This window comes from Lyngbya sp. CCAP 1446/10 (assembly GCF_026130175.1).
GTDB lineage: Bacteria > Cyanobacteriota > Cyanobacteriia > Cyanobacteriales > Microcoleaceae > Microcoleus.
Map to the genome: position 1 here is coordinate 129622 of NZ_JAIGNI010000001.1, position 23421 is coordinate 153042.

The following is a 23421-nucleotide window of genomic DNA, read 5'->3' on the forward strand; positions in this document are numbered from 1 at the left end:
CAGATGCTAATTATTAATCCTCGTCTGCTTCATCATCATCATCATTGGTCAATTTTTCGCCATCACCCGTCAATTCTTCGTCATCAAACATACCTGGTTTGCGATCGATAGAAAGCTGATTTAACAGTGTCAGCATTTTATCACCGCGTTCCAAAGAACGGTCTTCGAGAAATATCACTTCCGGCGTGCGGCGCAGTTGCACCCGTTGGCCCAACTGGTTACGGACATAGCTAGTTGCTGATTTCAAACCCTCCATAGTCTCGGCTTTCGCCTCATCAGTACCGTAGATACTGACAAAAACCTTTGTATGCTGAAGGTCTCCCGAAACAATTACATCGGTAACGCTAACCATACCCGCACCTACGCGATCGTCCTTGATTCCATTCAGCAACATCAGGCTGACTTCCCGCTTAATCATTGAAGCTACACGCTCAATGCGACGATTTGTAGCCATATCAACTATCCCCTACTTTCAGATCAGCCATTTTCTATCAATTATTAGTGTGACACAAAGCTGTAGGGGGAAGTTCTGCCAAAGTGCGCCACAATGAATTTTGGCGACGCTAGCCGTGCCACGATCGCCAATAAAAGCATAAAAACTATGGAAAAAGAATTTACAATCGGTCAAAAAGTCCGAGTTGTGGCGATGCCGCCTTTCGTCAAAACTGCCGAACCGATGCCGATGCTGCGGCCTGCGAATGTAATTGCGATCGGCGCTGAGGGTATTGTACTCGATCGGCGTCCCGGCAATTATTGGGGCATTCGCTTTGAAAAAGGTGCTTTTCTCTTAGACAGTCAGTACATCGAAGCTGCTATTGACAGTTGACAGTTGACAGTTGACAGTTGACAGTTGGCAGTTGGCAGTTGTTAGTTGTTAGTTGGCAGTTGGGCAATTCTCCCTCTTCCCTCTTCCTTCTTCCTTCTTCCTTCTTCCCTCTTCCCTCTTCCTTCTTCCTTCTTCCTTCTTCCCTCTTCCTTCGGTCAACTGTCAACTCTTCAACAAGCTAACTTGCCCTTAAAAGCCAAAGAATCAACCGAAAATTCTCCCAAAACTTCCTCTGCAATAGGAGAGCATAAATTACAACGTTGAGGCTTTCCCAAAAAATAACCTTGAGCGTAATCTACCCCAAGCTCCTTAAGTTTATCCATAACTGCTTGACTTTCTACATACTCGGCAATAGTTTTAATTCCCATGACGTGAGCAATTTTAGTTATAGCTTCCACCATGACAATATCAATAGGATTCTCTGCCAGATGCTTAATAAAATTGCCATCTATTTTGATATAATCAACAGGCAAGTTTTTCAAGTAAGCAAAAGAAGACATCCCGCTGCCGAAGTCGTCCAAGGCAAACTGGCAGCCGAGTTCCTTGAGTTTCCAAATTAAGCTGGCTGCTTTGCTGAGATTCGCGATCGCCACGGTTTCGGTAATTTCAAAACAAATTATTTCCGGCGGTATTTGATAGATAGAAAACTGCTCTTGAATAAAGTCGATGAATTTTTCTTCGTTAATGCTATCCCCAGAAAGGTTGATTGAATAAAGGCTGCGATATTTGTCAAATGAAGATTGTGAATTAGACAAGGAGCAGCAAGTAGGCAAGGTTACTATTTTATCGCTTTCTTCTCCGGGGTTTTGGACTAAGAGATTTGCCGTGAAAGTTTGAGATAAATTGCTAAATAAAGTGCGAATTACCCAGCGATCGATCGCGTGCATCAAGTTGTAGCGTTCAGCCGCGGGGATAAATGCCATCGGCGACACCAACTGACCGTTTGCAAGCTGGAGGCGGAGCAGGATTTCGCCGTGGGTGCCGGTGGTGGGAGAGTTGAGCAAATGTACGATCGGCTGAAAATACAAACGAAAGCGATTCTCTTCTAAAGCTTGATTAATTTGTACTACCCACTGAGTTTCGTCGCGCTGTTTGATTAATTCTCGATCGCCCGCTTGATAAACCTGCACCCGATTGCGGCCTTTATTTTTAGCAGCATAGCAGGCAATATCGGCCGCGCTCAACACCCCAGATGTCGATGCTGTTTTGGGATTAATTGCCACCAAACCGATACTAACGCCGATCGAAAAAGTTTTGTCCTGCCACCCAAACCGGAATTCCTGAATGCTTTCTAGCAGCAATTTTGCAACCTCTAAGCCCTTTTCAGGTAGACACTGGTACAGGAGTACGGCAAATTCATCACCGCCCAGACGCGCTAAAATATCGGTTTTGCGGATATTGCTTTTAAATAGCAGGCTGACTTGGCGCAGCAGTTCGTCCCCTGCAATGTGACCGTTCGTGTCGTTAACTATTTTGAAGCGATCGAGATCCAGGTAAAGTAAAACGTGTTCTTGGCCGTAACCTTGAGCGCTGTGTAGGGCGTGTTCTAGCTGGTACTCAAATTCACGGCGGTTGACCAATTGCGTCAGGGGGTCGTGAGTTGCCTGCCAGGTGAGTTGCCGAGCTTGAGTTCGCACTTGGGTGACATCTCGGAACACAACGACTGCCCCGACAATTGTGCCGTTGCTGGCGTGGATGGGGGCAACGCAGTGGTCGATCGCAAATTCGCGATTGTGGCGGGCAATCAGTAAACTGTTGTGTCCTTGGTCAACAATTCGACCTTCGTACAAAGCGATTTGGGCGATATTTTCGATCGGTATCCGGGTAGTTTCGTCAACTATTCTCAGCACACTGGCGAGGGGCAAACCTTTAGCTTCCGAGGTTGACCAACCCGTGAGTTTTTCGGCAACTGGATTGAGGGTAGAAATACAGCCGTCGCTGTCAGTAGTGATGACTGCATCGCCGATCGATTGTAGAGTAACCTGAGCGAGTTCTTTTTCATCAAAAAAGGCTTGTTCCATGCGCTTGCGATCGCTAATATCCCGCTGCACAGACACCCAGTGCGTGAGGTTCCCGAACTCGTCAGCAACAGGGACGCTGTTGAGTTCCACCCAATAAGTTGAACCGTCTTTGCGGTAGTTGATCAATTCCAGGCGCAAGGGTGTTCGGCGAGAGAAAGCGCGGCGAATTTTGGCAACTTGAGCCGCGTTGCTTTCCGGGCCGCGCAAGCAACTGGGGGTTTGTCCGATGATTTCTGCGGGTAGGTAGCCCGTCATTTGGGTAAAAGCTTCGTTGGCGTAGATGATGCTGGGATCAGAGATCTCGCTGTCTCCGGCATCCATAATTACGATCGCATCGTTAGCATTAACTACGGCAGATTCTAATAGTTGCAGCCGCACCTCTGCCTGCTTGCGGGTAGCGATTTCGCTTTCTAGTCTGGCGTTAGTCAAGCTGAGGGTTGCGATCGCTTTTTGCAATTCGCTAGTCTGTTCTTGAACATTTGCGTGTAAAATGTCGATCGCCCCGGACATTTCCATCGGGTCAAGTACGCGCAGCAAACTGCTTTGAGTAACTATTCCCAACAGTTCTCCGCGTTCCCCGGTTACTACCAACCTGCGGACTAAACGCTGCTGCATTTCCTGATGAGCTACCCACAGCGAGTCTTCTGGCTTGAGACTAAATAAGGGGCTACTCATCACAGTTTGGGCGATCGTCTGCGACAAATCTATATCTAAAGCTTGAAATTCCACAATATCCCGTTCTGTGACTATACCTACTGGAATTGGGAACGGCAAATTCATCGATAATTCTGTTGATGCTGTAATTACGACGCAGCTAACGCGGTGCTGCGCCATCAACTCAGCTAAACTCAGAACAGACGCTGAGCGAGGCGCTTGAATGACTTCTGCGGTCATTACTTCTTTGACGCTGTGCATTTTTAAGATATTTGCCGGTTGCACCATTGCTAGGCGAATGCTTTCCGGGGTAATTACTCCTAGGAGTTGACCGCTGCGATCCAATACTGGCAGGTGGTGAATTCTGTGTTGGCTGAGCAGAATTAGGGCGCTAAAAATGTCTCTATCTTCACCATTTGTCAGCGTTGCCGTCGGCTGTCGCATAACTTCTGCGATCGTAACATTTTTTAATTTTTTGCCCGATGCAATCAAATCGACGAGATCCCTCTCGGTGAAAATTCCTTGCAATTGAGAATTTTGAGCAGATTGCGGGTCTGATTTTTCGATAGATGATTCCACAACAAAGACGCAGATACCTCTAGCATCTCTAACTGGGCTTGAGGTTACCGGATTTGCGATTTCTGTTAGTTGTTGGTAGATATCGGTTGGTGAAATGTCTGGGTTGAGAGGGCAACTTCCGCGCCGTTGGCCCATCAGGGTAATTACTTCTGCTAGTGGGGTATCGGGCGCAACTGTCAAGGGGGAGCAATCAATTACTTGATCTAAAGTCGGCAGATACTTGGAGGAATCATTTTTGAGCATATTGAATTGATTTTTGCGATCGCGCTGACTCTGCGAAATTCCCAAAAAGCGCTGCTTTCCAAGCAATATGTGGATTTTTACAGCGCTGCTGAGACATAATTAAAATTTATTGTTAAAAATGCACCCGATCTTTGGTTGGGGATCTGGCCAGTGACGGCTCTCGCTCTACCTATAAAGTTATAAGCCGATCTTTATTTTAAGTTAAATTTTCGGTCTCGTGACACTTTTATTAAAAATAGTGTATTCGTTTTGAATTTTTTGCGATCGAGCTACCTGCTAAAACTATCGATCGCGTTGTCAATTAGATCCTTCTTTAGAAAGACACATCGGCGGGCAATTTTAGCTAATATAGAAGATGTTACTACAAAAAAGCACTGTCTTAAACTTTGGCATTGTTAAGTTTTGCGACATTAAATTTTGCGAGCTTTTGGAAACCATCTGTGCGCTGTCAGGGGCAATCGATATCACAGTAGATATGTGATATCGATTGCAAGCTAGGAAAACAACCGTGGTAAAATTGTAGATATAAACAGTAGAACTTAAACACATAATAGGCAGAGGAAAAAAATATGAAACGCCATCTATTAACAGCTACTCTTTTAATTGCTCCTTTACTGTTCGCAGGCCCGGCTCGTGCCGAAAATCCGGCTCAAGTCAAGCAGTTACTCTCAACCGGGCAATGTTTTCAGTGCGACTTGTCTGGAGCAGATTTGACCGGGGCTCATTTAATTGGTGCAGATTTGAGAGAAGCAAATTTGAAAGGTGCCAACCTCTATCGCGCTAACCTCGAAGGTGCTGACTTGACGGGGGCTAACTTGACTGGTGCTAACTTAACGGCAGTTTTCCTGACTAACGCCAGTTTAAATGACGCAGACCTCGATCGGGCAAATCTGACCGCAGCCATCATCAACACGGCCGACGTATCCGGCGCATCAATGGAAGATATGACTATTACTGATGCCAAAATCTACAATACCAAAATCGGTGTCGGCGGCAGCTACGACCAGTAAACTCTTTTTAAAGAATGCAAAACACCCTTTTTCAGTTAAAAAACCCGGTTTCTCCCCAGAAACCGGGTTTTTAGTTGATACTTCGTATTTGAACCCAGGTGCTAAATTAAAATTAGTATTGCTTTAATTCTCATAATATTAATTCAAGTTGTACAATACAGCCATGTCCAAACGACTCACCATTGCCCAAGCACAGCAGCAGCTTCCCAACCTACTTCAAGAACTTACCGATCAGCCGATCGTGATCACTCAAGACGGTGTTCCCGTTATGGCGGCAATCAGCTACAACTATTTGACTGAACTCCTCGAAACCTTGGATATTCTCACCGATATTGAATTCGTTACCAAACTTCGCCAAAGCATCACCCAATCAGACGAAGGCAAAACTATTTCCTGGGAAAATGCTAAGGCAAAACTGGGACTATGAAAGGCGAAGCAAATTCAATCGAATACGAAATCCAACTTACGCCGTTGGCGCTGGAAATGTTGGCGGAAGTCAAAGATAGACGAGAACAGGAGAAACTGCGCGATCGCATCGATAAACTCAAAATTGAACCAGAGAAGCAAGGCAAAGCGCTTGTTGACAACTTATGGAGAAACTGCGCGATCGCATCGATAAACTCAAAATTGAACCAGAGAAGCAAGGCAAAGCGCTTGTTGACAACTTATCTGGATTTCGCAGTATCCGAGCCGTTGGACAGCGCTATCGCATTGTTTACAAAGTCGAGCAAGAGCGAGTTATGGTTGTTGTTGTAGGACTAGGGAGACGTAAAGATGGTGACAAAAAAGACATTTACTCTATCCGAGAAAAACTGTCAGATATTTGACAGAATTACCTCCCAATCCATAAGTCCTGAGTTAGAAATGGGGCAACCTGTGTTGCCACATTCCTCCTAGAACCCTAAATCCACAGCAATTCGGTGCGCGCACGCAAAGCCAGAAAACGCCACCGCATTTAAACCTTGTCCCGGAAACGTACTATCGCCCACACAATACAAACCAGGCATAGAAGTTCGATTAAACGGCATTCCCAACAAACCCATTAACTTTTGTCGCGGAATCGGCCCGTAAGTTCCGTCTTCGCGGCCCAAAAAGCGGCGGTGAGAACGCGCAGTCCCCACTTCCATATAATCCAAACCAGCATCTAAACCGGGGAAAATTGTTTCTAATCTGTCAATAATTCTCCCTGCAGCCTCTTCTTTTTTCTCCTCGTATTCCTGCGCCGAAAGTCCTTCCCACTCATCCATCCAACTCGAAGTAAAAGCGTGAACGATGTGATATCCTGTCGGAGCTAAATCCGGGTCTAGCACGGTCGGAATTGAGACTAAAATAGTTCCCTCCGGCGCTTCCATTTTGTCCCAAGCTTCTAATAAAATATGGTGACAGGCAGTACCAGCAGGGATTACGCTTGCTTCCACTCCCAAATGTAAACTCAGGAAACTGGGTGCTTTTTGATAGCGCTGCTGCCATTTCTTCTCGCTAGCTGGCATCTCTGCTGCGGGCAGTAATTTTTCAAAAGTATCCCAGCGCGTGGCGTTAGAAACTATTCGCTTAGCGCGGTAAACTTCGCCGGTTGTCAGTTCGACTCCGACAGCGCGGCCGTTTTCTGTGATAATTTTTTTTGCTTTAGCTTTGTATTGAATTTTCCCGCCACATTTTTCTAATCCTTCGACTAATTTTTGGGCAATTTGACCGACTCCGCCTTTGGGATAATTTATGCCACCGTAATGTCTGTCGGAAAATACCATTCCGGCGTTAATCATCGGTGTTAAGTCTGCGGGTACTACAGACCAGTAGTAGCATTCCATGTCGATAAATTTCAGTAAAGTCGGGTCTTTTATGTAGCGCCGCGCAATGTCGCCAGTATTTTGAGGTAAATATTTTACTAATCCCAAACAAGCTAAAGGATTTTGAAAGAATACTCGCACCAGATATCCGGGTTCTTCTAGGGATAGCAATTCCATGCCGTTGAGGCAATTGAAGACGTTCCAGCATTCGCCGTAAAATTTCTGGATTCCTTGACGTTCGTGGGGGAATCTGTCGGTTAATTCTTGCAAGTATTTGTCATAAGGCTGGGGAACTTCCAAATCCAAGCCGTCGGGTAGGTGATAGTGAAGCTGTACGGGGTCGGGAATTGTTTCTAGGGTGACGTTGACTGCTTTGAGGGCGCGGGTGAGGAGGTTTGTGGTGCCGCGCTGTCCGAATCCAAATATCATGGAGGCTCCGACATCAAATCTGTAGCCTTCTCGATCGAAATATCCAGCGCTACCGCCGGGAATTGTGTAGCTTTCGAGCACTAAAACTTTGACTTTCTTGGCTGCTAGCTGGGTTGCTGTCACGAGTCCGCCAATGCCGGAACCGATGACTATCACATCAAACTCTTGCTCTGTAGGGCCGGAGTTAGGAGAAAATAACTGGGATTGGGTAGGAGCTGACATTAGGTTAAAAATCTTAATATTTTTATAATATTACAGTCGATCGCCCTTCCTGAACTCTTGCCTCTGTCATTTTCCTTCTGCCTCTGGTGCGTCAGCCTGTTCTAAATTCTTCCTTCGGATGCCTTCTTCCCTCTTCCTTCTTCCTTCTTCCCTCTTCCTTCTTCCTTCTTCCCTCTTCCCTCTTCCTTCTTCCTTCTTCCCTCTTCCCTCTTCCTTCTTCCTTCTTCCCTCTTCCCTCTTCCTTCTTCCTTCTTCCTTCTTCCTTCGGAAAGCTTCTGGCTTCAAAAAAAATGCGAGAGCAGTCTACCATTGCCGACTGCCCCCGTCTGCCGATCCTTTGAGAGGAGAACACTAAAATGAATATAGCCTTGTTGCCAACTAATGTCAATACTATTGGCAAAGAATTTCAATAAGCTGGTCTTGAGGTTGGCAAACCAAGGTAGTGATACCATTTGGGATTTTAGATTTTCGATTAAAGATTGTGATAAGTTGCACAGAGCGATCGTTAGCGAATCCCGCCCCTAGGGGGGCTACAACAAAAACGATCGCTCTGTGCATCAAATCCCTCAAACCTAGCAATCTCGGCAATTTCCTCATGTCCCTGCAACTGCGCGTTTACGTTCCTCCACATCCGTTAATTAAACACTGGCTGGCTGTCGCCCGCGACGTTAGCACCCCATCGGTACTTTTTCGTTCTGCGATGACAGAATTGGGAAGGTGGCTGGCCTACGAGGCAATTCGAGAGTGGCTCCCGACTGTGGAGACAACGGTACAGACACCTTTGGCCCAATGTCCGGCGACGTTTATCAACCCCGAAGCTCCGTTAGTTGTGGTACCGATTTTGCGGGCGGGTTTGTCGCTGCTGGAAGGAATTCAGACTGTGGTGCCGCTGGCTTCGATTTACCATCTGGGGATGGTGAGGAATGAGGAGACGCTGAAACCGAGTTGTTATCTGAATAAATTGCCGGCGCAGTTTAACCCGGAAACGCGGGTGATAATTAGCGAGCCAATGCTGGCGACTGGTGGGACGATTGTGGCGACTATGCAGGAGTTGACTTCGCGGGGAATTGATCCGAGTTTGATTCGGATTATTTCTGTGGTGGTTGCTCCTCCAGCTTTGAAGATGCTGAGTGCAGAGTACCCGAGTTTGATTATTTACACGGCGACGATCGACGAAACAGTCAACGAACAGGGTTTTATTGTACCTGGTTTGGGTGATGCGGGCGATCGTACTTACGGCACTTAATACAATTTTAGATTTTGGATTGAAGATTTTGGATTAAAGATTTTGGATTGAAGATTGAAAAATTGATTCCACAGATAAATCTCGCGGTTGTACCATTTTTCCCAAATCGTACAACTGTAGGGAAGTGTCAAACTCATATCCAGTGAATCATCCCCAATCTAAAATCTAAAATCTAAAATCTAAAATTGTCTGGTTCGATTTGTCAGTATTTGGGCGCGGTGAGTGGTTTCGGGAATCAGTTTCTGGAAACTCCGGTAAAAAAGATTACCAGGTCGCAAGTAAAATCAGGCACAGAGAAAGTTAAGATTAAAACTAGAAGTCAAAAATAAATAGCGTTTAGCACTCATTGCCCGTGAAACTTGATTCTTTACCGCCAAGCTTGTCTGCTTCTGACTCACCAACCCCCAATTCCGATTTGCCGCAACACATACAAACACAAATAATAGAGGCTTCTAAGAGTTGTGCTGCTTTAACCCCGGAGCAGGTTGAACTCTCAGTGAGTACAAATGCCGATATTTGTCAGGAAGAAAAAGAACTGAAGCCTAAGCACTGGGCAATTTTTGCTTCGACGTTTGTAACTATTTTTTTGGCGGAAATTGGAGACAAAACTCAGCTCGCGATTTTGCTAATGACGGCTGAATCTCGGAATCCTTGGATTGTGTTTGCGGGTGCGGGTTCAGCTTTGATAGCAACCAGTTTGCTGGGGGTTGTGCTGGGAAGGTGGATGGCTAGTCGGATTGCTCCGAAAACTTTGGAGAGAGGTGCAGGGGTGATTTTGCTGGCGATTGCGGCGGCTTTGCTGTGGGAAGTGCTGCGCTAAACGATTGAAGAATTGAAGAATTGAAGAATTGAAGAATTGAAGAGTTGGTAATTATATGATGTCAGGTCGATTACCACAACAAAAATGGTTCGTAGTGCGGACTTTAGTCCGCAATCCGGGAGCGGACACCAGGACGCGCTACGAACCAATATTATTGTTGTCAATTTACCGGAAACGATATGACTGATGACGTGGGGGTAAGTCGAAAGAAACCGGGTTTCTGGGAGCCTGTGGGTAAGCCTACAAATTCAACCGGTGCGCGTTGTGCGCCCTACAAATTTATAACTAAAAAATAAACATGGATTGGCAACTTTTAGGAATAACTTTTATGACGGTGTTTTTGTCAGAATTGGGTGACAAAAGTCAATTAGCTGCGATCGCCCTTGGTAGCAGTTCTAACTCGCCCAGGGCTGTATTTTTTGGCACTGCGTCGGCGCTGTTGTTAGCTAGCTTAATTGGCGTTTTGGTTGGACAAGGCACGGCGGAGGTGTTACCAGAGCGATTGGTAAAGACGATCGCGGCGATCGGATTTGCGGTGATGGGCTTGCGGTTGCTGTGGCCAAAATCTGATGAGGCTGAAGCTTCCGAGTAGGATTGACTGAAATATATCAAGATGGCTAAAATTCCCAAAAATTAACGGCGAGTGTGAATTCACGCCCGCCGCTAATTTTTGAGTTTTTTCTCAACTCAACCTCTGAGAATTGTGTCGATTAAACTTGGTTTTGGTAGCACCAGCCGAGGAGGGTAGCGCCTACAGCCAACTTGATGGCTTCTAAGACAAAATATCCTTGGTGGAGTAAATTCATCCCGGCGGGAACTTCTGCTGCGGAGTCGAACAGATTTAGCTGCATTCCCAGGGCGCTCATTTGAGGTGTGAGGTTGTAGGTGTCAATCAGGGCGATCGCCAGAAGTACCAATGATAATATGATTGCTGTGCGGCTGCGCTTGCCGAAATCGCCGAATAAATTGCTCAAAACCATTAAACCGGTTGCTATCACGCCCGAACAAATTAATTCAACGCGGTTGAATCCCCAAAACATTAAGTTTCCGGCTGTGACAAATTCGGGAGATGTCATCATCCCCGATACAAACAGGCTAGGCATAATTACTAGGTCGATAATCAGGCTACCGCTGAGCCAAAAAATTAAGGCTACCATGACAATTGCTTGCCAGCGAGGTCTGATTGATTCCACTCTTGATGTAATAGCTGTCATATAATTAAACCCACTAAATTTTTTTCTGCCTTTCCTAGAGCTTAACTAACTTTTTCCGAAAATCGTGTTAAGTATTTTTAAATTAATGGTAACTTTTGTGTAACTGACTGAGAAGTATTGTTAAGCTGGCTGGCGATCGCACGATCGAACAGTTTAAAAGTTCTGGCGATCGCATTATTTATGTCATTGCGAGGAACTAAACAACCGCAAAGTCTATTTTTTATTAGTTCTATAAAATTGTAAGGTGCGTCAGCAGCGAATTGTGCGATCGATAATTAACGGCTAAAAGCTGACGCACCCTACCAACTTAATTCTTAAGTCTGCGGAGGCAGACATCGTTTGTCTAGGCGCGGTTTCAACCGCCGACTATTCCTGACTCTTATAAATAATAATGCCTAAATTTCAACTATCCTCTTGGCTTCCCCGTCTCCCCACTCAAGTCTGGATTCTCGCCGCAGGCAGATTCCTCTCGCAAAGCGGCACCGGTTTTACTTTATTTTACGCGCCGATCTTTTTTGTCGATCGCGTCGGTTTATCTGCAACTGCTGTTGGTATCGGTTTGGGTATCGGTTCAATTGCGGGAATATTCGGCCGCGTTTTGGGCGGTTCTTTTTGCGATTCTAAATTTTGGGGAAGGCGGCGAACTTTATTGCTGGCGACAATGATTGCGGCTGTCGCTTCTTTTGTGCTGGCGGCAACTAATGATTTTGCAGGTTTAGTTGCAGGAAATGTACTGATGGGTTTTGGCGTAGGTTTGTATTGGCCTCCAACCGAGACAATGGTGGCGGATTTAACGGAGGGCGATCGGCGACAAGAGGCTTTTGCTTTGACGCGGCTTGCTGATAATTTGGGTTTACAAGTTGGGATTATTTTTGGCGGTGTTTTGATTGCGGTGACGGGAAATTATCGATCGCTCTTTATTATCGACGGTATCTCGTTTATAGTGTTGTTTGCGGTGGTTTGGAGCGCAATTTCAGAAACCTACAAACCTTCTACTGCAACAGATGCAAGTCCAAAAAATCTGAAAAATGGCTGGATGGTGGCGTTGAACGATCGCACTTTGCTAGTATATGCCTCGGTAAATATTTTGTTCACTCTCTACATTTCCCAAATTCAAACCACGATGCCGCTGTATTTTAGTAAGTTTGTGCCGGTGGGGACATCGGAAATGGGCTTTTCTACGGGTACAATTACCGTTTTGTTTGCTTTTAGCACATTTTTAACTGTGGCTTTGCAAATGCCGATTGTTAAGGCTTTGAGGCGGTTTTCCCATCCGAAAGCTTTGATGATTTCGGCGCTGCTGTGGGGAATCGGATTTATCGCGATCGGCTTGACGGGAATGGCAGCAACTGGCAATCTATTTTTAGCTGTTTTAGGCTTGAGCTTTTTGTCCTTAGCGACAGTTGCTTATACGCCTTTTGCTTCGGCTTTGGTGGTAGATTTAGCGCCGGATTCTTTGCGGGGGGTGTATTTGGCGCTTAATTCTCAGTGTTGGGCGATCGGCTATTTAATCGGGCCGCCGCTGGGCGGTTTCGCCTTGGATCAGGGTAAATTGGGGGCGGATAATTTTTGGTTGGGTTTGGCTGTTAGCGTGATAGTGGCGATCGCAATTTTGCAAAAGCTCGATCCAATGTTGAAAGCAAAAATTATTGCAAAGAAACAACTTTTGTGATATGTAAACTAGACAAATAAAGAAATTGCCAAAAATGCCGATCGCCCTAAAACTGCGATCGGCATTTTTGGCACACATACCCGAACCAAAAAACCGGATTTTGGAACCAAAATAGAAAGTTTTAAGCAAATATTGTGCCGAAAAACCCGGTAGAGCGATCGTCGCCCCTGCCTCCGCAAACTAAGGCAATTATTTTATACAAAGTCGCCTCCGTACACAGTCTATCTGTATGGTACTTCGGCGCACCTGACACCTACCAAGAACACAGCGACACCATTTTTGCGTCATCTCTTACAGAGCTTATTAAAGATATAAAAAATCCAAAAGTTATGAACTTAAAAATTGTGATTTTGGCTGCCGAATAGATTTACAATCGCTAGAAAGCTACTAGCAATTTTAGAATTTCTTTGTGAGGAGTCGCAGTGAAAACACATTTACTATTTAGTGCCGGCGGAGCAGGTTTACTGTATCTACTTGTCGCTTCTTTACCATTGGCAGCCATGCCACCGGTTGCAGATCAAGAAACATTAAGCACTCAAGACTTAAAAGAGTCAGATGATAAAATTAGCCTGAATACAACTGTTGAAAATCCGCTCAAAATCCCTGAAACATCAGAATTCAAACAAATCGAGGAGCCACCAGTTGATAGTACCACCTCAACAGACGATCGCCTCGCCAACCTCAATCAGCCCGAAACAGCAGCATTAACCGCAGAAAATCCCCCAAAAAACTCATTAAACTCAGCCGAAAAACCAGCCAACCAAGCCCCAGCCGAAATCGCAGACACAACATCTGCGATTCCAGCCGAAAACCCGCAGACACCAGCCGAAGTCACAGAAACCACATCTGAGATTCCCGCCCCAAACCCGGCACCAGCCGAAATCGCAGAAACAACATCGGCGATTCCCGCCCCAAGCCCGGCACCAGCCATTGCTCAAACACAAACACCTACTTTAGAAAAGTTAGCTGAAATCGAAAACAGCGCTTCCTTAGAGCCCGCACCAACCAACAGCCAAACTCCCGAATCTACCGAACTCGAACAAGTAACATCTGTCTCACAACTCTCCGACGTGCGCCCGACAGATTGGGCATTTCAAGCCTTACAATCTCTCGTAGAAAGATACGGCTGCATAGCGGGATATCCAGACGGCACATTCCGAGGCAATCGGGCAATGACTCGCTACGAATTCGCCGCCGGTTTAAACGCTTGCTTGGATAAGGTAACAGAGCTAATTAAAGCAGGTACTGGAAATTTAGCGACAAAAGAAGACTTAACTACATTGCAAAGATTGCAAGAAGAATTTGCGGCAGAATTAGCAACTTTGCGCGGTAGAGTCGATGCTTTAGAATCCCGCACCGCCGAATTAGAAGCAAATCAATTTTCGACAACAACTAAACTCAGCGGCGAAGCCATTTTTAGTGTGGCTGACACTACCAAAAACAATAACAGCGATACTCAGACAGTCTTCAATTACCGAGTGCGCTTGAATCTGCTTACCAGTTTCACCGGCAAAGACACATTAATCACAGGCTTGCAAGCTTACAACATTCGCAGCTTTGGGCCAGATTTGGGTTTGTCAACGGGAGCATTTAGCGGTTTATCTGACAGTCAAGCAAGGCTGAGTTTTGAGCCGCAATTTCCCGGAATCAACCCTCAGAATTTATCTAGCGTTGGCGCTAACACAGTTGAACTTTATAAACTGCTTTACGTCTTTCCAGTTTCTAACAGCATTACTTTATTTGCTGGCCCGAAGGCGGAAACTTCCGATGCTTTTCAAGCAATCACTCCTTTTGCAGGAGAAGGGCAAGAAGCTATTTCTAGGTTTGGAGGTTACAACCCTGTAGTGCGCGTATCCGGCGGCACTTCTGGCAGCGGTTTGGCATCGGCAGGCGGGTTTATCTGGAACGTTTCTAAAAAGCTCAATCTTACGGCTTTGTACGGCAGTGTAAATGCTGCTTTGCCTAACGATTTAGGCTTTCCAGCTACTCCGTTGGGGGCTGGTTTATTTGAGGGAAGTACAATTGCTGCGGCGCAGTTAACGATTAAACCAACTAGCAGTATTGACATTGGTTTGAATTACGCTTACAGCCGCCACCAATTGAATATTCTGGCTACAGGATTATCTGATGCGGATTTGGGCTCGATTTTGGGAAGAGATAGAGAACCTGTTAACGGTGGCGTGAGGATGAATTCCTTTGGCGGTACTGCAACCTGGCGGCTTTCTCCGAAAGTTGCTGTTTCTACCTATGGAGCTTGGATAATTGCTGATGCTGAAAGAAGCAATGCTTCTACAACTTTCAACAGTTGGATGTTTGGTTTACATTTCCGAGATTTGTTCAAATCAGGAAATAATGCAGGTATTCTGTTTGGACAGCCTTTGGATCGCGATTCGGTAAGTGGCGGTGCTCGTTTCCAGGCTAACAAAGCAACTCCTTACCATTTGGAGGCTTATTATCGTTTCAAAGTTAACGATAATATCAGCATTACACCGGGGGCTTTTGTGTTGTTCAATCCTGAAGGTACTAAGGATAATGACACTGTAGGGGTGGGTGTTCTTCGCACTACTTTTACTTTCTAATAAGTGGCGATAATATAGCCTTTGCGTGGGGCGGGGGCGGGTTTGTTCAGCTTATTTGTGAGTGGCAAATATGGTTGATGAACCCGCCCCTACCAACCACTTTTCGGTGTTCGATCGCATATTAGACTTGCAGAGCATTAAATCGCTCTCAATTCTGGAAAATATCTGCGTTTATCTGTGTTTATCTGCCTCAAATCTGCGGTTTAAGTATCGATTTAATTGTCCATTATTTTCTGCGATCGCCCAATTTGCGATAAACTTCTCTCAAATCAACTTGATGGTGAGCCAAAGCAACCAAAGCGTGATAAAATAAATCCGCAACTTCCCCAGCAATCCCGTCTTTGTCGTCATCTTTGCAAGCCATCACAACTTCCGCCGACTCTTCGCCAATTTTCTTGAGAATCTTGTTGTCGCCTCCTTCAAACAACTTACAAGTATAAGAAGTTTCGTTAGGATTGTCTCTGCGATCGCAAATCACGTCAAATAATTGAGATAACATATCCCCCGGCGGCGGTGAAATTTCCCCATCAACTTGGTGAAAACAACTTCTTTCTCCCGTGTGACAAGCAATATCTCCAACTTGTTCCACTGTCACTAGCAAAGCATCGCTATCGCAGTCGTAACGCAGCCCTTTGACATTTTGAATGTGTCCCGAAGTCGCTCCTTTTGGCCACAACTCGGCGCGCGATCGACTCCAGAACCAAGTTTGACCCGTTGCGAGGGTTTTTTGCAGGGACTCGCGATTCATCCACGCCATCATCAACACTGTGCCGTCTAGGTAATCTTGGACGATCGCCGGTACTAAACCGCGATCGTCGTAATGAATCTTTTCAATGGGAATCGATCGGCTCAAACTAGACACATCATTAACAGACATAATTTTATTGCAGCTTTTCAGATAAATTAACGCTTTCGTGTCGGATATTTTTTTTTAATTAACCGCAGAGAGCGCAGAGGACACAGAGAGAAGAGAGGAGATTGGGCAAGTGATGGGCAAATTGTCAAGAACTATTTTACAAAAAATTACACTTTAGGGCGATCGCTGGCGGTGCTGTCAAAGCGTGAAAAATTTCACCCATATTGCTAGTCATTGGTTTGTATCATAGAATCTACTACTATAGTTTCTTTAATCGGCCTACCCTTTAACCTGAAGTCGATATATTAAGTATCCTATCAACAACAGACGTTCACTAAGGAGACAACTTTGGTTTCTACAACACACTTGAAAACCACCAAATCAGAAGAAATCTTTGCCGCAGCTCAGAAATTGATGCCCGGTGGCGTCAGTTCCCCCGTGCGCGCCTTCAAATCCGTAGGCGGAGGGCCAATAGTCTTTGACAGGGTAAAAGGAGCCTACATTTGGGATGTTGACAGCAACCAATACATTGACTACGTAGGCTCTTGGGGCCCAGCCATCTGCGGCCACGCCCACCCAGAAGTCATCAAAGCCCTTCACGAATCTTTAGAAAAAGGTACAAGTTTCGGCGCACCCTCGCTGTTGGAAAACGTGCTCGCCGAAATGGTCATTGATGCCGTTCCCAGCATTGAAATGGTGCGATTTGTCAATTCCGGCACCGAAGCCTGCATGGCCGTTTTGCGGCTGATGCGAGCCTTCACCGGACGCGATAAATTGATTAAATTTGAAGGCTGCTATCACGGGCACGCCGATATGTTTTTGGTAAAAGCAGGTTCCGGTGTCGCAACTCTCGGCCTTCCCGACTCGCCTGGGGTGCCAAAATCCACTACCGCCAACACCCTCAACGCTCCTTACAATGACTTAGAAGCAGTCAAAGCTTTATTTGCCGAATATCCGGGCGAAATCGCAGGCGTAATTCTCGAACCAGTTGTAGGAAATGCCGGATTTATTGTACCGGATGCGGGTTTCCTCGAAGGTTTGCGGGAAATTACCAAAGATAACGGCGCTTTGTTAGTTTTTGATGAAGTAATGACCGGTTTCCGCATCGCCTACGGTGGAGCTCAGCAAAAATTCGGTGTCACCCCAGATTTGACAACTTTGGGTAAAGTTATCGGCGGCGGTTTGCCGGTGGGAGCTTACGGCGGAAGGCGCGATATTATGGGGATGGTGGCTCCAGCGGGCCCGGTGTATCAAGCTGGTACGCTTTCGGGAAATCCTTTGGCGATGACTGCTGGGATTAAAACTTTGGAATTGCTACAAAAACCTGGCACTTACGAACAGTTGGATAGGATTACGAAAAAACTGTCCGACGGATTGCTGAAAATTGCTAAGGAAGCGGGACACGCGGTTTGTGGCGGGCAAATTAGCGGGATGTTTGGCTTGTTTTTTGCGGCGGGCCCGGTTCACAATTACGATGATGCGAAAAAGTCTGATGTAGCAAAGTTTGGCCGCTTTCATCGCGGAATGTTGGAGCACGGTATTTATCTGGCTCCTTCGCAGTTTGAGGCTGGATTTACTTCTTTGGCTCATACTGATGAGGATGTCGATCGCACTTTGGCCGCAGCGCGCGAAGTGATGGCTAGTATTTAAAGTTTGTAGTGAGGACTTTAGTCCTTGATGAATGCGGACTGAAGTCCTCACTACGAACCAATTTTATGAATGTGATTGGAGCAGACAGCTTGTGATTCTGACTAATTCACTCGTTGAGAAATTCACCTTCACAGATAATCGAGTCTCTGCTATCCAAATCTTCTTGATTCCAAATCGAGTTTAATGCTGCCGAACTTAGAGAAGTTGACATTGTATTTAATGTTGTGTTGTAGTATTCCACAGCATTATTCTGTTCCATCTGCGGCGCTTCCTTGAAGTAGGAATTAATATCCGGCGTGCAGCGCTGGGCTTGATAGTATAAATAAGCTTCAGCATTAATGCACATGACGTGGTAAAAATCCTTGTTTGCTGCTGCGATATCTCCGAGTTTGTACAGCGCTAAACCTCGGTTGAGATAAGCTTTGACATAATTCGGATCGAGTTCCACTGCTTTGTCAAAGTCTTCGATCGCCAACTGCATTTGTTTTAATTTATAGCGCACACATCCTCTGTTGTAATACGCATAAACATTGTTTGGATCGATGCCTAGTGCAGTGTTGTAATCGGCGATCGCCTGCGTATTGTCTTTTAATTGGTGGTAACAGAGGCCGCGATTGATGTAAGCTTTGATATATCTAGGATTCAACCGCAGCGTTTCGTTGAAATTCTCTATTGCGGCCTCTTTTTCTCCCAAAAGGTAGTAAGCGCGCCCCCGGTTGTAATAGGTTTTATAATTTTGGGAATTGATAGAGAGAGCTTGATTGTAGTCTTCTATTGCTTCTTCGTAATGCCCTAAATTAGCAAGTACGAGTCCCCGGTTGTTGTAAATAGCGTGACTGTCAGGTTTGTTTGCTAAAGCGCAGTTGAGATCCTCAATAGCTTTGTCGTTTTCTCCGAGATGCCGCCAAGCATTACCTCGATTCAGATAAGCCTCGAACAAATTAGGATTGATATCTAGTGCTTGGCTGAGGTCTTCGATCGCCTTTTGGTAGTCTTTCATATAATAGTAGACTAAGCCGCGATTGTTATATGCTTTGGCGTCGGCGGGATTTTCCTGCAATATCTGATCAAAGTCTTCGATCGCCGCTTCGTAGTTTCCTTTTTTGGCGCTATACAAACCGCGCTTGTAAAATTGTTTGAGGTTCATAGGTGAGTAGATTTTAGATTTTAGATTTTAGATTTTAGATTGACTTCCTGCTGGGTGAATCACCGGAGTTTGAACAAGCGTCTAAAGTGTTGGGAACTTCACATTTATAATATACCTCTTGCAAAAATCCGAAAATACCCTGAAACCATCTGCGTCAATCGGTGTTTATCTGCTCGATATCTGCGATTGCTCTATGACTCGAAGATTTCTGCAAGAGGTATATTGTCGGCGGCACGTTATCGGTTCTTGGGTGCGGTCAACTTTCAGGATGGCTTGATTGTGGGGGGTGATTCCTTTGTACTCTGTGTTGAGTTCGACAGGCGTTAATCTGTTGAAACATCATCCGTTTACACCCAGAGTAACTCTTGAGTTATTCCAGGAAATCTACCCAAAACAGGATTTAGGTCGATCTTAACAGCAGTTAAATCATGTTGAAAGAGCCTGCTCCTCGGCCGGATTTAATTTATGAGTTCGATTGTTTACCCGATGGCTTAGGCCCCGCTACGCTACGACTGTCGCTCAACATCCTAGTTGGCGCTGGCGCTCTGTGTCTCTCGATGCAGGTGCGATCGGCACGGGTAGCCAAATTAAGCTTGACGCGCCCCATCGGTATAAATTGGTGCACGCATTTCTCTTGAGTAAAATTTATATCCTGTTTAGCAACTTCATCTCAGTATTTCTAGCAGCAAGTATTGACAAAATTTTGCTGGCTAATTACATACAAATTACCGATTACCGCTCGACTTCCTCTTCCACATAAACTCTCAATTTCTCCAAATCTGGAAGTTCGATCAATTCTTTTTCCTTTTGCTCAACAGAGATTGGCATCATCACAGGTTTGCGGTGTTCTATCCAGCAACTCGCCAGCGGCAAAGTTTGTTCCAAATCTTCCAAAGGCCTCGGAATTACCATCACCGCGTTCAACTCGCCAATGCGTTCAGCTTCGTACATCCCCGCTTCCACCGCTACTGCGACATCTGCGACTGCACCGCGAATAATTGCCGTACACAAACCGGCGCCAATTTTCTCGTAGGCGGCCAAGTGTACGTCTGCGGATTTGAGCATAGCATCGCAAGCACCGACCATTGCCGGAAATCCCCGCGTTTCGAGCAAACCGATCGCCTGATTGCTCAGCCGCGAATAACTGCCACTTTCGGAGAGTTCAGTCAGCCGAAAGCCGATCGGCAAAACCACTTCCAAATTAGCCAAAGGTCTAGCAATCACCAACTTAGAAACAAACTGTCCGAACTGTTCTGCTGTCTGAGCTCCGGCTTCCACAGCCAAGCGCACGTCCGAAATTCTGCCCCGGACGATCGCCGTACAGTGACCGGAACCAATTTTTTCGTATCCTACTAAAATCACCCCCGCCGACTTCAGCATCATGTCAGCAGTCCCGACAATTGCCGGAAAACTTTTGGTAGATACCAAACCCAAAGCAGTGTCTTTGAAATATTCCTGGCGCTGCGAGCGATCGGGGTCACTTTTACGATCTATTTGTCCGTCCATCTTCAATTACCTTTAGAAACTTCTCAAAATAAAAATTTGTTGATAGTTTTAGTTTGTCAGATGAGAAGACAGATTACACGAGCTCTAAGACACACATTTCTGCTGCAAAGCCTTAAAAATTGTTGAGCTACCAATAATATCAGATTACCTATTTATATTTTTTGATTCTGCCTTCAGCATAACTGCCTTTTGCCGAAATGAGGGCTATCCAGAACCGCCCGATAAAGTTTGACCGTTTTCTTGCGATCGATTAAAAGCTTGCCGGTGCGGAAACAGCGTTCCCAGCAACTGATTGATGTGAGCTTGACCGTAGAGAATAGTTGGTGTATTTGCTGGTTGGGGCTGCTCTGAGGCCGCGTCTGACGGCTGTTCTGGGGCTGTCTCCGGCGGTGTTTGAGGCGGTGTTGGGGCGGGTTTTGGCTCAATCGGGCGATCGACTGGCGGTTCAACTGGTGGCGTACTGGCTTCGGGAGTTTCCGGTGCTGCTGTCGCTGCTGCGGTTGCTTCTGCTGCAACTTGGCGGCTGGTATCTCCGATCAGAGAACCTGCTGCTAAAATTTGCATTTGGTCGATACAAGGATTAATCAGCGTCGTCCCCGCGCCAATACAGGCATTTGCGCCGATCGTCCCCGCACCTACAACCAACACTCCTGCACCCAGAATCACGCCCGCTGCGATTTCGAGAGTACCTTCGCGGGCGTGAAGGATTACTCCCATGCCGATACAGGTACCGGCGGCGATCGAGATCCGGCTACCCGGATCTGCTTGCAGGATTACTCCTGGGGCGATCGCCGCACCCTCATTCACAACTACATCGCCACTCATCAAAATCTGAGAGTTGCTACTTAATTGCAGTGGCGATAAATACATTCAACTTTACCATGAAAGGAGCTATTTTTTTAGATAAAAGGACTTTAATTTATGGGTTTTATTGACCAAAGAAAATTTAACCTTATCCATCAAACAAGCGAGAATTTACTCATACTGAAAAGCTCGATCGAGACTGAATCTAAACCTAATTACGCAGGATTAACACTGCGTACCTTACCCATATAAGTAACGCATCAAACCTTTTTTGCCTAAGTTTTGTTCGGGCTTTAAGATTTTCTATAAAGTTTGAGAAAATCCTAAAGTTTGCCCAAAAATTCTCAATCGAGTTGTCTAACTCTCTCAAACCAAACTTGAATCCCAGGGCTGGTTCTCCCATTAGCCCAACGCGAGCACTTAACGGGAGAAACAAGCTAATTACCAGGCATTCTTAAGGGCGCTGGATGATTTCTTCGAGTACGCGGCGCTTGGCCTTGGAGTCGATACCGAGCAAGCGGACGTAATCGCCGCTGTGTTCTGTCATACAGCTTTCGAGAGCCGAAATTACTTCGGATTCGCGGTTGGAGTCGATCGGCGCGCAACTGCTCCAGGAACCGGTGCGGAAACGGCGCGGGTCGGCGTGTTCTGTGCCAATTTTGTAGCCTTGGGAGAGCAGGTTGCGGATTTGGTCGATCGTCTTGCCGGTCAAGATGCCGCTGCTGGCGACCGCACCTGTGTAAGCTTCTTTAAATTTCCCTGGTTTGAATCCCGATGTTGCAGCCGACTTAGCCGATTGAGCAACCGGGCCATCGGGACGCTGAATAATTTCTTCAACTATGCGGCGCTTAGCTTTCGGATCAATTCCGATCAAGCGCACATACTCGCCCGTATATTCCTTCATCACAGCTTCCAAAGCAGCGATCGCCTGAGATTCGTTTTTGACTTGCAGCGAAGCCCCACTTTGCCAAGAACCAGTACGGAAGCGACGCGCGTCGGCGTGTTCCGTCCCCACTTTATAGCCTTGAGCTAGCAAGCCGCGAACTTGAGCCACTGTTGCGTCGCTCAATTTGCCACTTGACGCAGAAGCTTGTGCAACTTTACCGCTACCGTTAGATTGGTAAGTTTTCGCACCGCTAGAACCGTTAGAACCATTAGAGCCATTGTCTCCGGGTCTTTGGACGATTTCTTCTAGTACGCGGCGCTTGGCTTTGGTGTCAATCCCGATCAAGCGGACGTATTCTCCTTGGTGGTCAGCCATGCAAGCTGACAAAGCCGCGACTACTTCAGATTCGCGGGTTGAGGAAATTGGGCCGCAAGTGCGCCAAGAACCGGTGCGGAAGCGGCGCGCGTCGGCGTGTTCGGCTCCCACGCTGTATCCTTGCGCTAGTAAATTGCGGATGCTATCGGCTAGAGAAGAACTCAATTGGGTGCCGGTTTGGGTAGAATAATTCATTTGAGTGATATTTGAGTTTTTAGCTTGCTCGTTGCGAATTGGTGCTAGACAAGCGATGTTGTCAGCGCAGCGATAACCCGTTCTCAAAGCGTCATTGATGCCAATGACGTGGGTCGCAAATTTAACATCTGAATCAAGAACATCTGGCAGGCGATCGGCTTGCTGCTGATTAGTGATGATGGCTCCCGAAGGTATATATTTACCTGGGGGAATCTCCACATCTTGAATTAATACGTGCATCATGACAATGCAGCCGTTGCCGACTCTGGCATTGAACACCGTAGAGCGAAAGCCGATAAAGCAATCCTCGCCCACGTAGGCTGGGCCATGAATTAAACTCATGTGGGTGAGGGAAGTATTTTTCCCCACCCATACGGAATAGGATTTGTCATCGTCTCCTGTGACTCGGCCTTGTTCTAGGCCGTGAATCACTACTCCGTCTTGAATGTTGCTTCCTTCTCCGATATAAAACGGAGTGCCTTCATCGGCGCGGATAGATGTCCCGGGGGCAATCATCACATTTGAACCGATATGTACATCCCCAATAATGTTAGAAAAGGAATGTACGTAGGCGGTGTCGTGAATTTTCGGCTCAGCCAAGTTTTTCGACCAAGGCGTCGGGGGAGCCGCAACGCTGCGGACTGCCATAAATTAAGTTCTCCTAAACTGAAAAAAAATTGTCAGTTGTTCTTTGTTAGTT

The 23421-nt window shown here is 46.2% G+C and carries 23 protein-coding genes; 12 read left to right on the forward strand and 11 right to left on the reverse strand.

Going from position 1 to position 23421, the window contains the following annotated elements:
* Positions 1-13: 13 nt before the first annotated feature.
* A complete protein-coding gene (gene rbfA / locus K4039_RS00695) occupies positions 14-454 on the reverse strand; it encodes a 30S ribosome-binding factor RbfA (RefSeq protein WP_265233189.1) in 441 nt (146 codons plus the stop codon).
* Positions 455-601: 147 nt separating this feature from the next.
* On the opposite strand from rbfA, the gene sipA reads away from it, so the two are divergent.
* Positions 602-826, forward strand: a complete 225-nt coding sequence (gene sipA, locus K4039_RS00700) for a regulatory protein SipA (RefSeq protein WP_265233279.1) — start codon at positions 602-604, stop codon at positions 824-826.
* Here the strand turns inward: sipA and K4039_RS00705 are convergent.
* Both K4039_RS00705 and K4039_RS00710 read right to left on the reverse strand, forming a co-directional pair.
* The gene (locus K4039_RS00705) at positions 813-992 is read right to left on the reverse strand and encodes a hypothetical protein (RefSeq protein WP_265233190.1); all 180 of its coding nucleotides are present in this window, start codon (positions 990-992) and stop codon (positions 813-815) included. The two genes, sipA and K4039_RS00705, sit on opposite strands and share 14 nt — an antisense overlap.
* A gap of 4 nt (positions 993-996) precedes the next feature.
* Entirely contained in the window at positions 997-4362 is a 3366-nt protein-coding gene (locus K4039_RS00710) for an EAL domain-containing protein (protein WP_375339774.1), read from the reverse strand.
* 530 nt (positions 4363-4892) lie between these two features.
* On the opposite strand from K4039_RS00710, the gene K4039_RS00715 reads away from it, so the two are divergent.
* The 3 genes from K4039_RS00715 to K4039_RS00725 all read left to right on the forward strand — a co-directional run bounded on the left by K4039_RS00715 (position 4893) and on the right by K4039_RS00725 (position 6160).
* The gene (locus K4039_RS00715) at positions 4893-5333 is read left to right on the forward strand and encodes a pentapeptide repeat-containing protein (protein ID WP_265233192.1); all 441 of its coding nucleotides are present in this window, start codon (positions 4893-4895) and stop codon (positions 5331-5333) included.
* A 163-nt stretch (positions 5334-5496) separates the two neighbouring features.
* Positions 5497-5760 (forward strand): type II toxin-antitoxin system Phd/YefM family antitoxin, encoded by a 264-nt coding sequence (locus K4039_RS00720; RefSeq protein WP_265233193.1) that lies wholly within the window; start codon positions 5497-5499, stop codon positions 5758-5760.
* Positions 5761-5923: 163 nt separating this feature from the next.
* Entirely contained in the window at positions 5924-6160 is a 237-nt protein-coding gene (locus K4039_RS00725; protein WP_265233194.1) for a type II toxin-antitoxin system RelE/ParE family toxin, read from the forward strand.
* Positions 6161-6226: 66 nt separating this feature from the next.
* Here the strand turns inward: K4039_RS00725 and crtH are convergent, their stop codons facing one another.
* Both crtH and K4039_RS00735 read right to left on the reverse strand, forming a co-directional pair.
* Positions 6227-7771, reverse strand: a complete 1545-nt coding sequence (crtH, locus tag K4039_RS00730; protein WP_265233195.1) for a carotenoid isomerase — start codon at positions 7769-7771, stop codon at positions 6227-6229.
* A gap of 66 nt (positions 7772-7837) precedes the next feature.
* A complete protein-coding gene (locus K4039_RS00735) occupies positions 7838-8056 on the reverse strand; it encodes a hypothetical protein (protein WP_265233196.1) in 219 nt (72 codons plus the stop codon).
* A gap of 310 nt (positions 8057-8366) precedes the next feature.
* Here K4039_RS00735 and upp point away from each other — a divergent pair, with 310 nt between their 5' ends.
* The 3 genes from upp (at position 8367) to K4039_RS00750 (ending at position 10429) form a co-directional block, all read left to right on the forward strand.
* Positions 8367-9017, forward strand: coding sequence for a uracil phosphoribosyltransferase (gene upp / locus K4039_RS00740; RefSeq protein ID WP_265233280.1), 651 nt, complete (start codon positions 8367-8369; stop codon positions 9015-9017).
* A 352-nt stretch (positions 9018-9369) separates the two neighbouring features.
* Complete coding sequence (locus K4039_RS00745) at positions 9370-9837, forward strand: TMEM165/GDT1 family protein (RefSeq protein WP_265233197.1); 468 nt, start codon at positions 9370-9372, stop codon at positions 9835-9837.
* A 298-nt stretch (positions 9838-10135) separates the two neighbouring features.
* Positions 10136-10429 carry a TMEM165/GDT1 family protein gene (locus K4039_RS00750; RefSeq protein ID WP_265233198.1) on the forward strand — a complete coding sequence of 98 codons (294 nt, stop codon included), beginning with the start codon at positions 10136-10138 and terminating at the stop codon, positions 10427-10429.
* A 118-nt stretch (positions 10430-10547) separates the two neighbouring features.
* Here K4039_RS00750 and K4039_RS00755 read toward each other — a convergent pair whose 3' ends face one another.
* Positions 10548-11051, reverse strand: coding sequence for a DUF4149 domain-containing protein (locus tag K4039_RS00755; RefSeq protein ID WP_265233199.1), 504 nt, complete (start codon positions 11049-11051; stop codon positions 10548-10550).
* A 391-nt stretch (positions 11052-11442) separates the two neighbouring features.
* Between K4039_RS00755 and K4039_RS00760 the strand changes: the two genes are divergently transcribed.
* The 3 genes from K4039_RS00760 (at position 11443) to K4039_RS00770 (ending at position 15302) form a co-directional block, all read left to right on the forward strand.
* Complete coding sequence (locus tag K4039_RS00760) at positions 11443-12723, forward strand: MFS transporter (protein ID WP_265233200.1); 1281 nt, start codon at positions 11443-11445, stop codon at positions 12721-12723.
* A 134-nt stretch (positions 12724-12857) separates the two neighbouring features.
* Entirely contained in the window at positions 12858-13088 is a 231-nt protein-coding gene (locus tag K4039_RS00765) for a hypothetical protein (RefSeq protein WP_265233201.1), read from the forward strand.
* Between the two features lie 57 nt (positions 13089-13145).
* Positions 13146-15302 carry an iron uptake porin gene (locus K4039_RS00770; protein WP_265233202.1) on the forward strand — a complete coding sequence of 719 codons (2157 nt, stop codon included), beginning with the start codon at positions 13146-13148 and terminating at the stop codon, positions 15300-15302.
* 226 nt (positions 15303-15528) lie between these two features.
* Here K4039_RS00770 and hisIE read toward each other — a convergent pair whose 3' ends face one another.
* Positions 15529-16179, reverse strand: a complete 651-nt coding sequence (hisIE, locus tag K4039_RS00775; RefSeq protein ID WP_265233203.1) for a bifunctional phosphoribosyl-AMP cyclohydrolase/phosphoribosyl-ATP diphosphatase HisIE — start codon at positions 16177-16179, stop codon at positions 15529-15531.
* A gap of 327 nt (positions 16180-16506) precedes the next feature.
* On the opposite strand from hisIE, the gene hemL reads away from it, so the two are divergent.
* Complete coding sequence (hemL, locus tag K4039_RS00780; protein ID WP_265233204.1) at positions 16507-17808, forward strand: glutamate-1-semialdehyde 2,1-aminomutase; 1302 nt, start codon at positions 16507-16509, stop codon at positions 17806-17808.
* A 106-nt stretch (positions 17809-17914) separates the two neighbouring features.
* Here the strand turns inward: hemL and K4039_RS00785 are convergent, their stop codons facing one another.
* Positions 17915-18955, reverse strand: coding sequence for a tetratricopeptide repeat protein (locus K4039_RS00785; protein WP_265233205.1), 1041 nt, complete (start codon positions 18953-18955; stop codon positions 17915-17917).
* A 428-nt stretch (positions 18956-19383) separates the two neighbouring features.
* On the opposite strand from K4039_RS00785, the gene K4039_RS00790 reads away from it, so the two are divergent.
* Positions 19384-19593, forward strand: coding sequence for a hypothetical protein (locus tag K4039_RS00790; RefSeq protein WP_265233206.1), 210 nt, complete (start codon positions 19384-19386; stop codon positions 19591-19593).
* Between the two features lie 94 nt (positions 19594-19687).
* Here the strand turns inward: K4039_RS00790 and K4039_RS00795 are convergent, their stop codons facing one another.
* The 3 genes from K4039_RS00795 to K4039_RS00805 form a co-directional block, all read right to left on the reverse strand.
* Complete coding sequence (locus K4039_RS00795) at positions 19688-20461, reverse strand: carbon dioxide-concentrating mechanism protein CcmK (protein WP_265233207.1); 774 nt, start codon at positions 20459-20461, stop codon at positions 19688-19690.
* A 204-nt stretch (positions 20462-20665) separates the two neighbouring features.
* Positions 20666-21331, reverse strand: a complete 666-nt coding sequence (locus K4039_RS00800; RefSeq protein ID WP_265233208.1) for a carbon dioxide concentrating mechanism protein — start codon at positions 21329-21331, stop codon at positions 20666-20668.
* A 388-nt stretch (positions 21332-21719) separates the two neighbouring features.
* Complete coding sequence (locus K4039_RS00805; protein ID WP_265233209.1) at positions 21720-23369, reverse strand: ribulose bisphosphate carboxylase small subunit; 1650 nt, start codon at positions 23367-23369, stop codon at positions 21720-21722.
* Between the last annotated feature and the right edge of the window lie 52 nt (positions 23370-23421).

Excerpts from the sequence above, each read along its gene's own strand:
- sipA (WP_265233279.1), top strand. The coding sequence starts at position 602 with ATGGAAAAAGAATTTACAATCGGTCAAAAAGTCCGAGTTGTGGCGATG.
- K4039_RS00805 (WP_265233209.1), bottom strand. The coding sequence starts at position 23,369 with ATGGCAGTCCGCAGCGTTGCGGCTCCCCCGACGCCTTGGTCGAAAAAC.
- crtH (WP_265233195.1), bottom strand. The coding sequence starts at position 7,771 with ATGTCAGCTCCTACCCAATCCCAGTTATTTTCTCCTAACTCCGGCCCT.
- K4039_RS00725 (WP_265233194.1), top strand. The coding sequence starts at position 5,924 with ATGGAGAAACTGCGCGATCGCATCGATAAACTCAAAATTGAACCAGAG.
- K4039_RS00715 (WP_265233192.1), top strand. The coding sequence starts at position 4,893 with ATGAAACGCCATCTATTAACAGCTACTCTTTTAATTGCTCCTTTACTG.
- K4039_RS00795 (WP_265233207.1), bottom strand. The coding sequence starts at position 20,461 with ATGGACGGACAAATAGATCGTAAAAGTGACCCCGATCGCTCGCAGCGC.
- K4039_RS00760 (WP_265233200.1), top strand. The coding sequence starts at position 11,443 with ATGCCTAAATTTCAACTATCCTCTTGGCTTCCCCGTCTCCCCACTCAA.
- rbfA (WP_265233189.1), bottom strand. The coding sequence starts at position 454 with ATGGCTACAAATCGTCGCATTGAGCGTGTAGCTTCAATGATTAAGCGG.
- K4039_RS00720 (WP_265233193.1), top strand. The coding sequence starts at position 5,497 with ATGTCCAAACGACTCACCATTGCCCAAGCACAGCAGCAGCTTCCCAAC.
- K4039_RS00750 (WP_265233198.1), top strand. The coding sequence starts at position 10,136 with ATGGATTGGCAACTTTTAGGAATAACTTTTATGACGGTGTTTTTGTCA.
- K4039_RS00790 (WP_265233206.1), top strand. The coding sequence starts at position 19,384 with ATGTTGAAAGAGCCTGCTCCTCGGCCGGATTTAATTTATGAGTTCGAT.
- K4039_RS00755 (WP_265233199.1), bottom strand. The coding sequence starts at position 11,051 with ATGACAGCTATTACATCAAGAGTGGAATCAATCAGACCTCGCTGGCAA.
- hisIE (WP_265233203.1), bottom strand. The coding sequence starts at position 16,179 with ATGTCTGTTAATGATGTGTCTAGTTTGAGCCGATCGATTCCCATTGAA.
- upp (WP_265233280.1), top strand. The coding sequence starts at position 8,367 with ATGTCCCTGCAACTGCGCGTTTACGTTCCTCCACATCCGTTAATTAAA.
- K4039_RS00800 (WP_265233208.1), bottom strand. The coding sequence starts at position 21,331 with ATGTATTTATCGCCACTGCAATTAAGTAGCAACTCTCAGATTTTGATG.
- K4039_RS00785 (WP_265233205.1), bottom strand. The coding sequence starts at position 18,955 with ATGAACCTCAAACAATTTTACAAGCGCGGTTTGTATAGCGCCAAAAAA.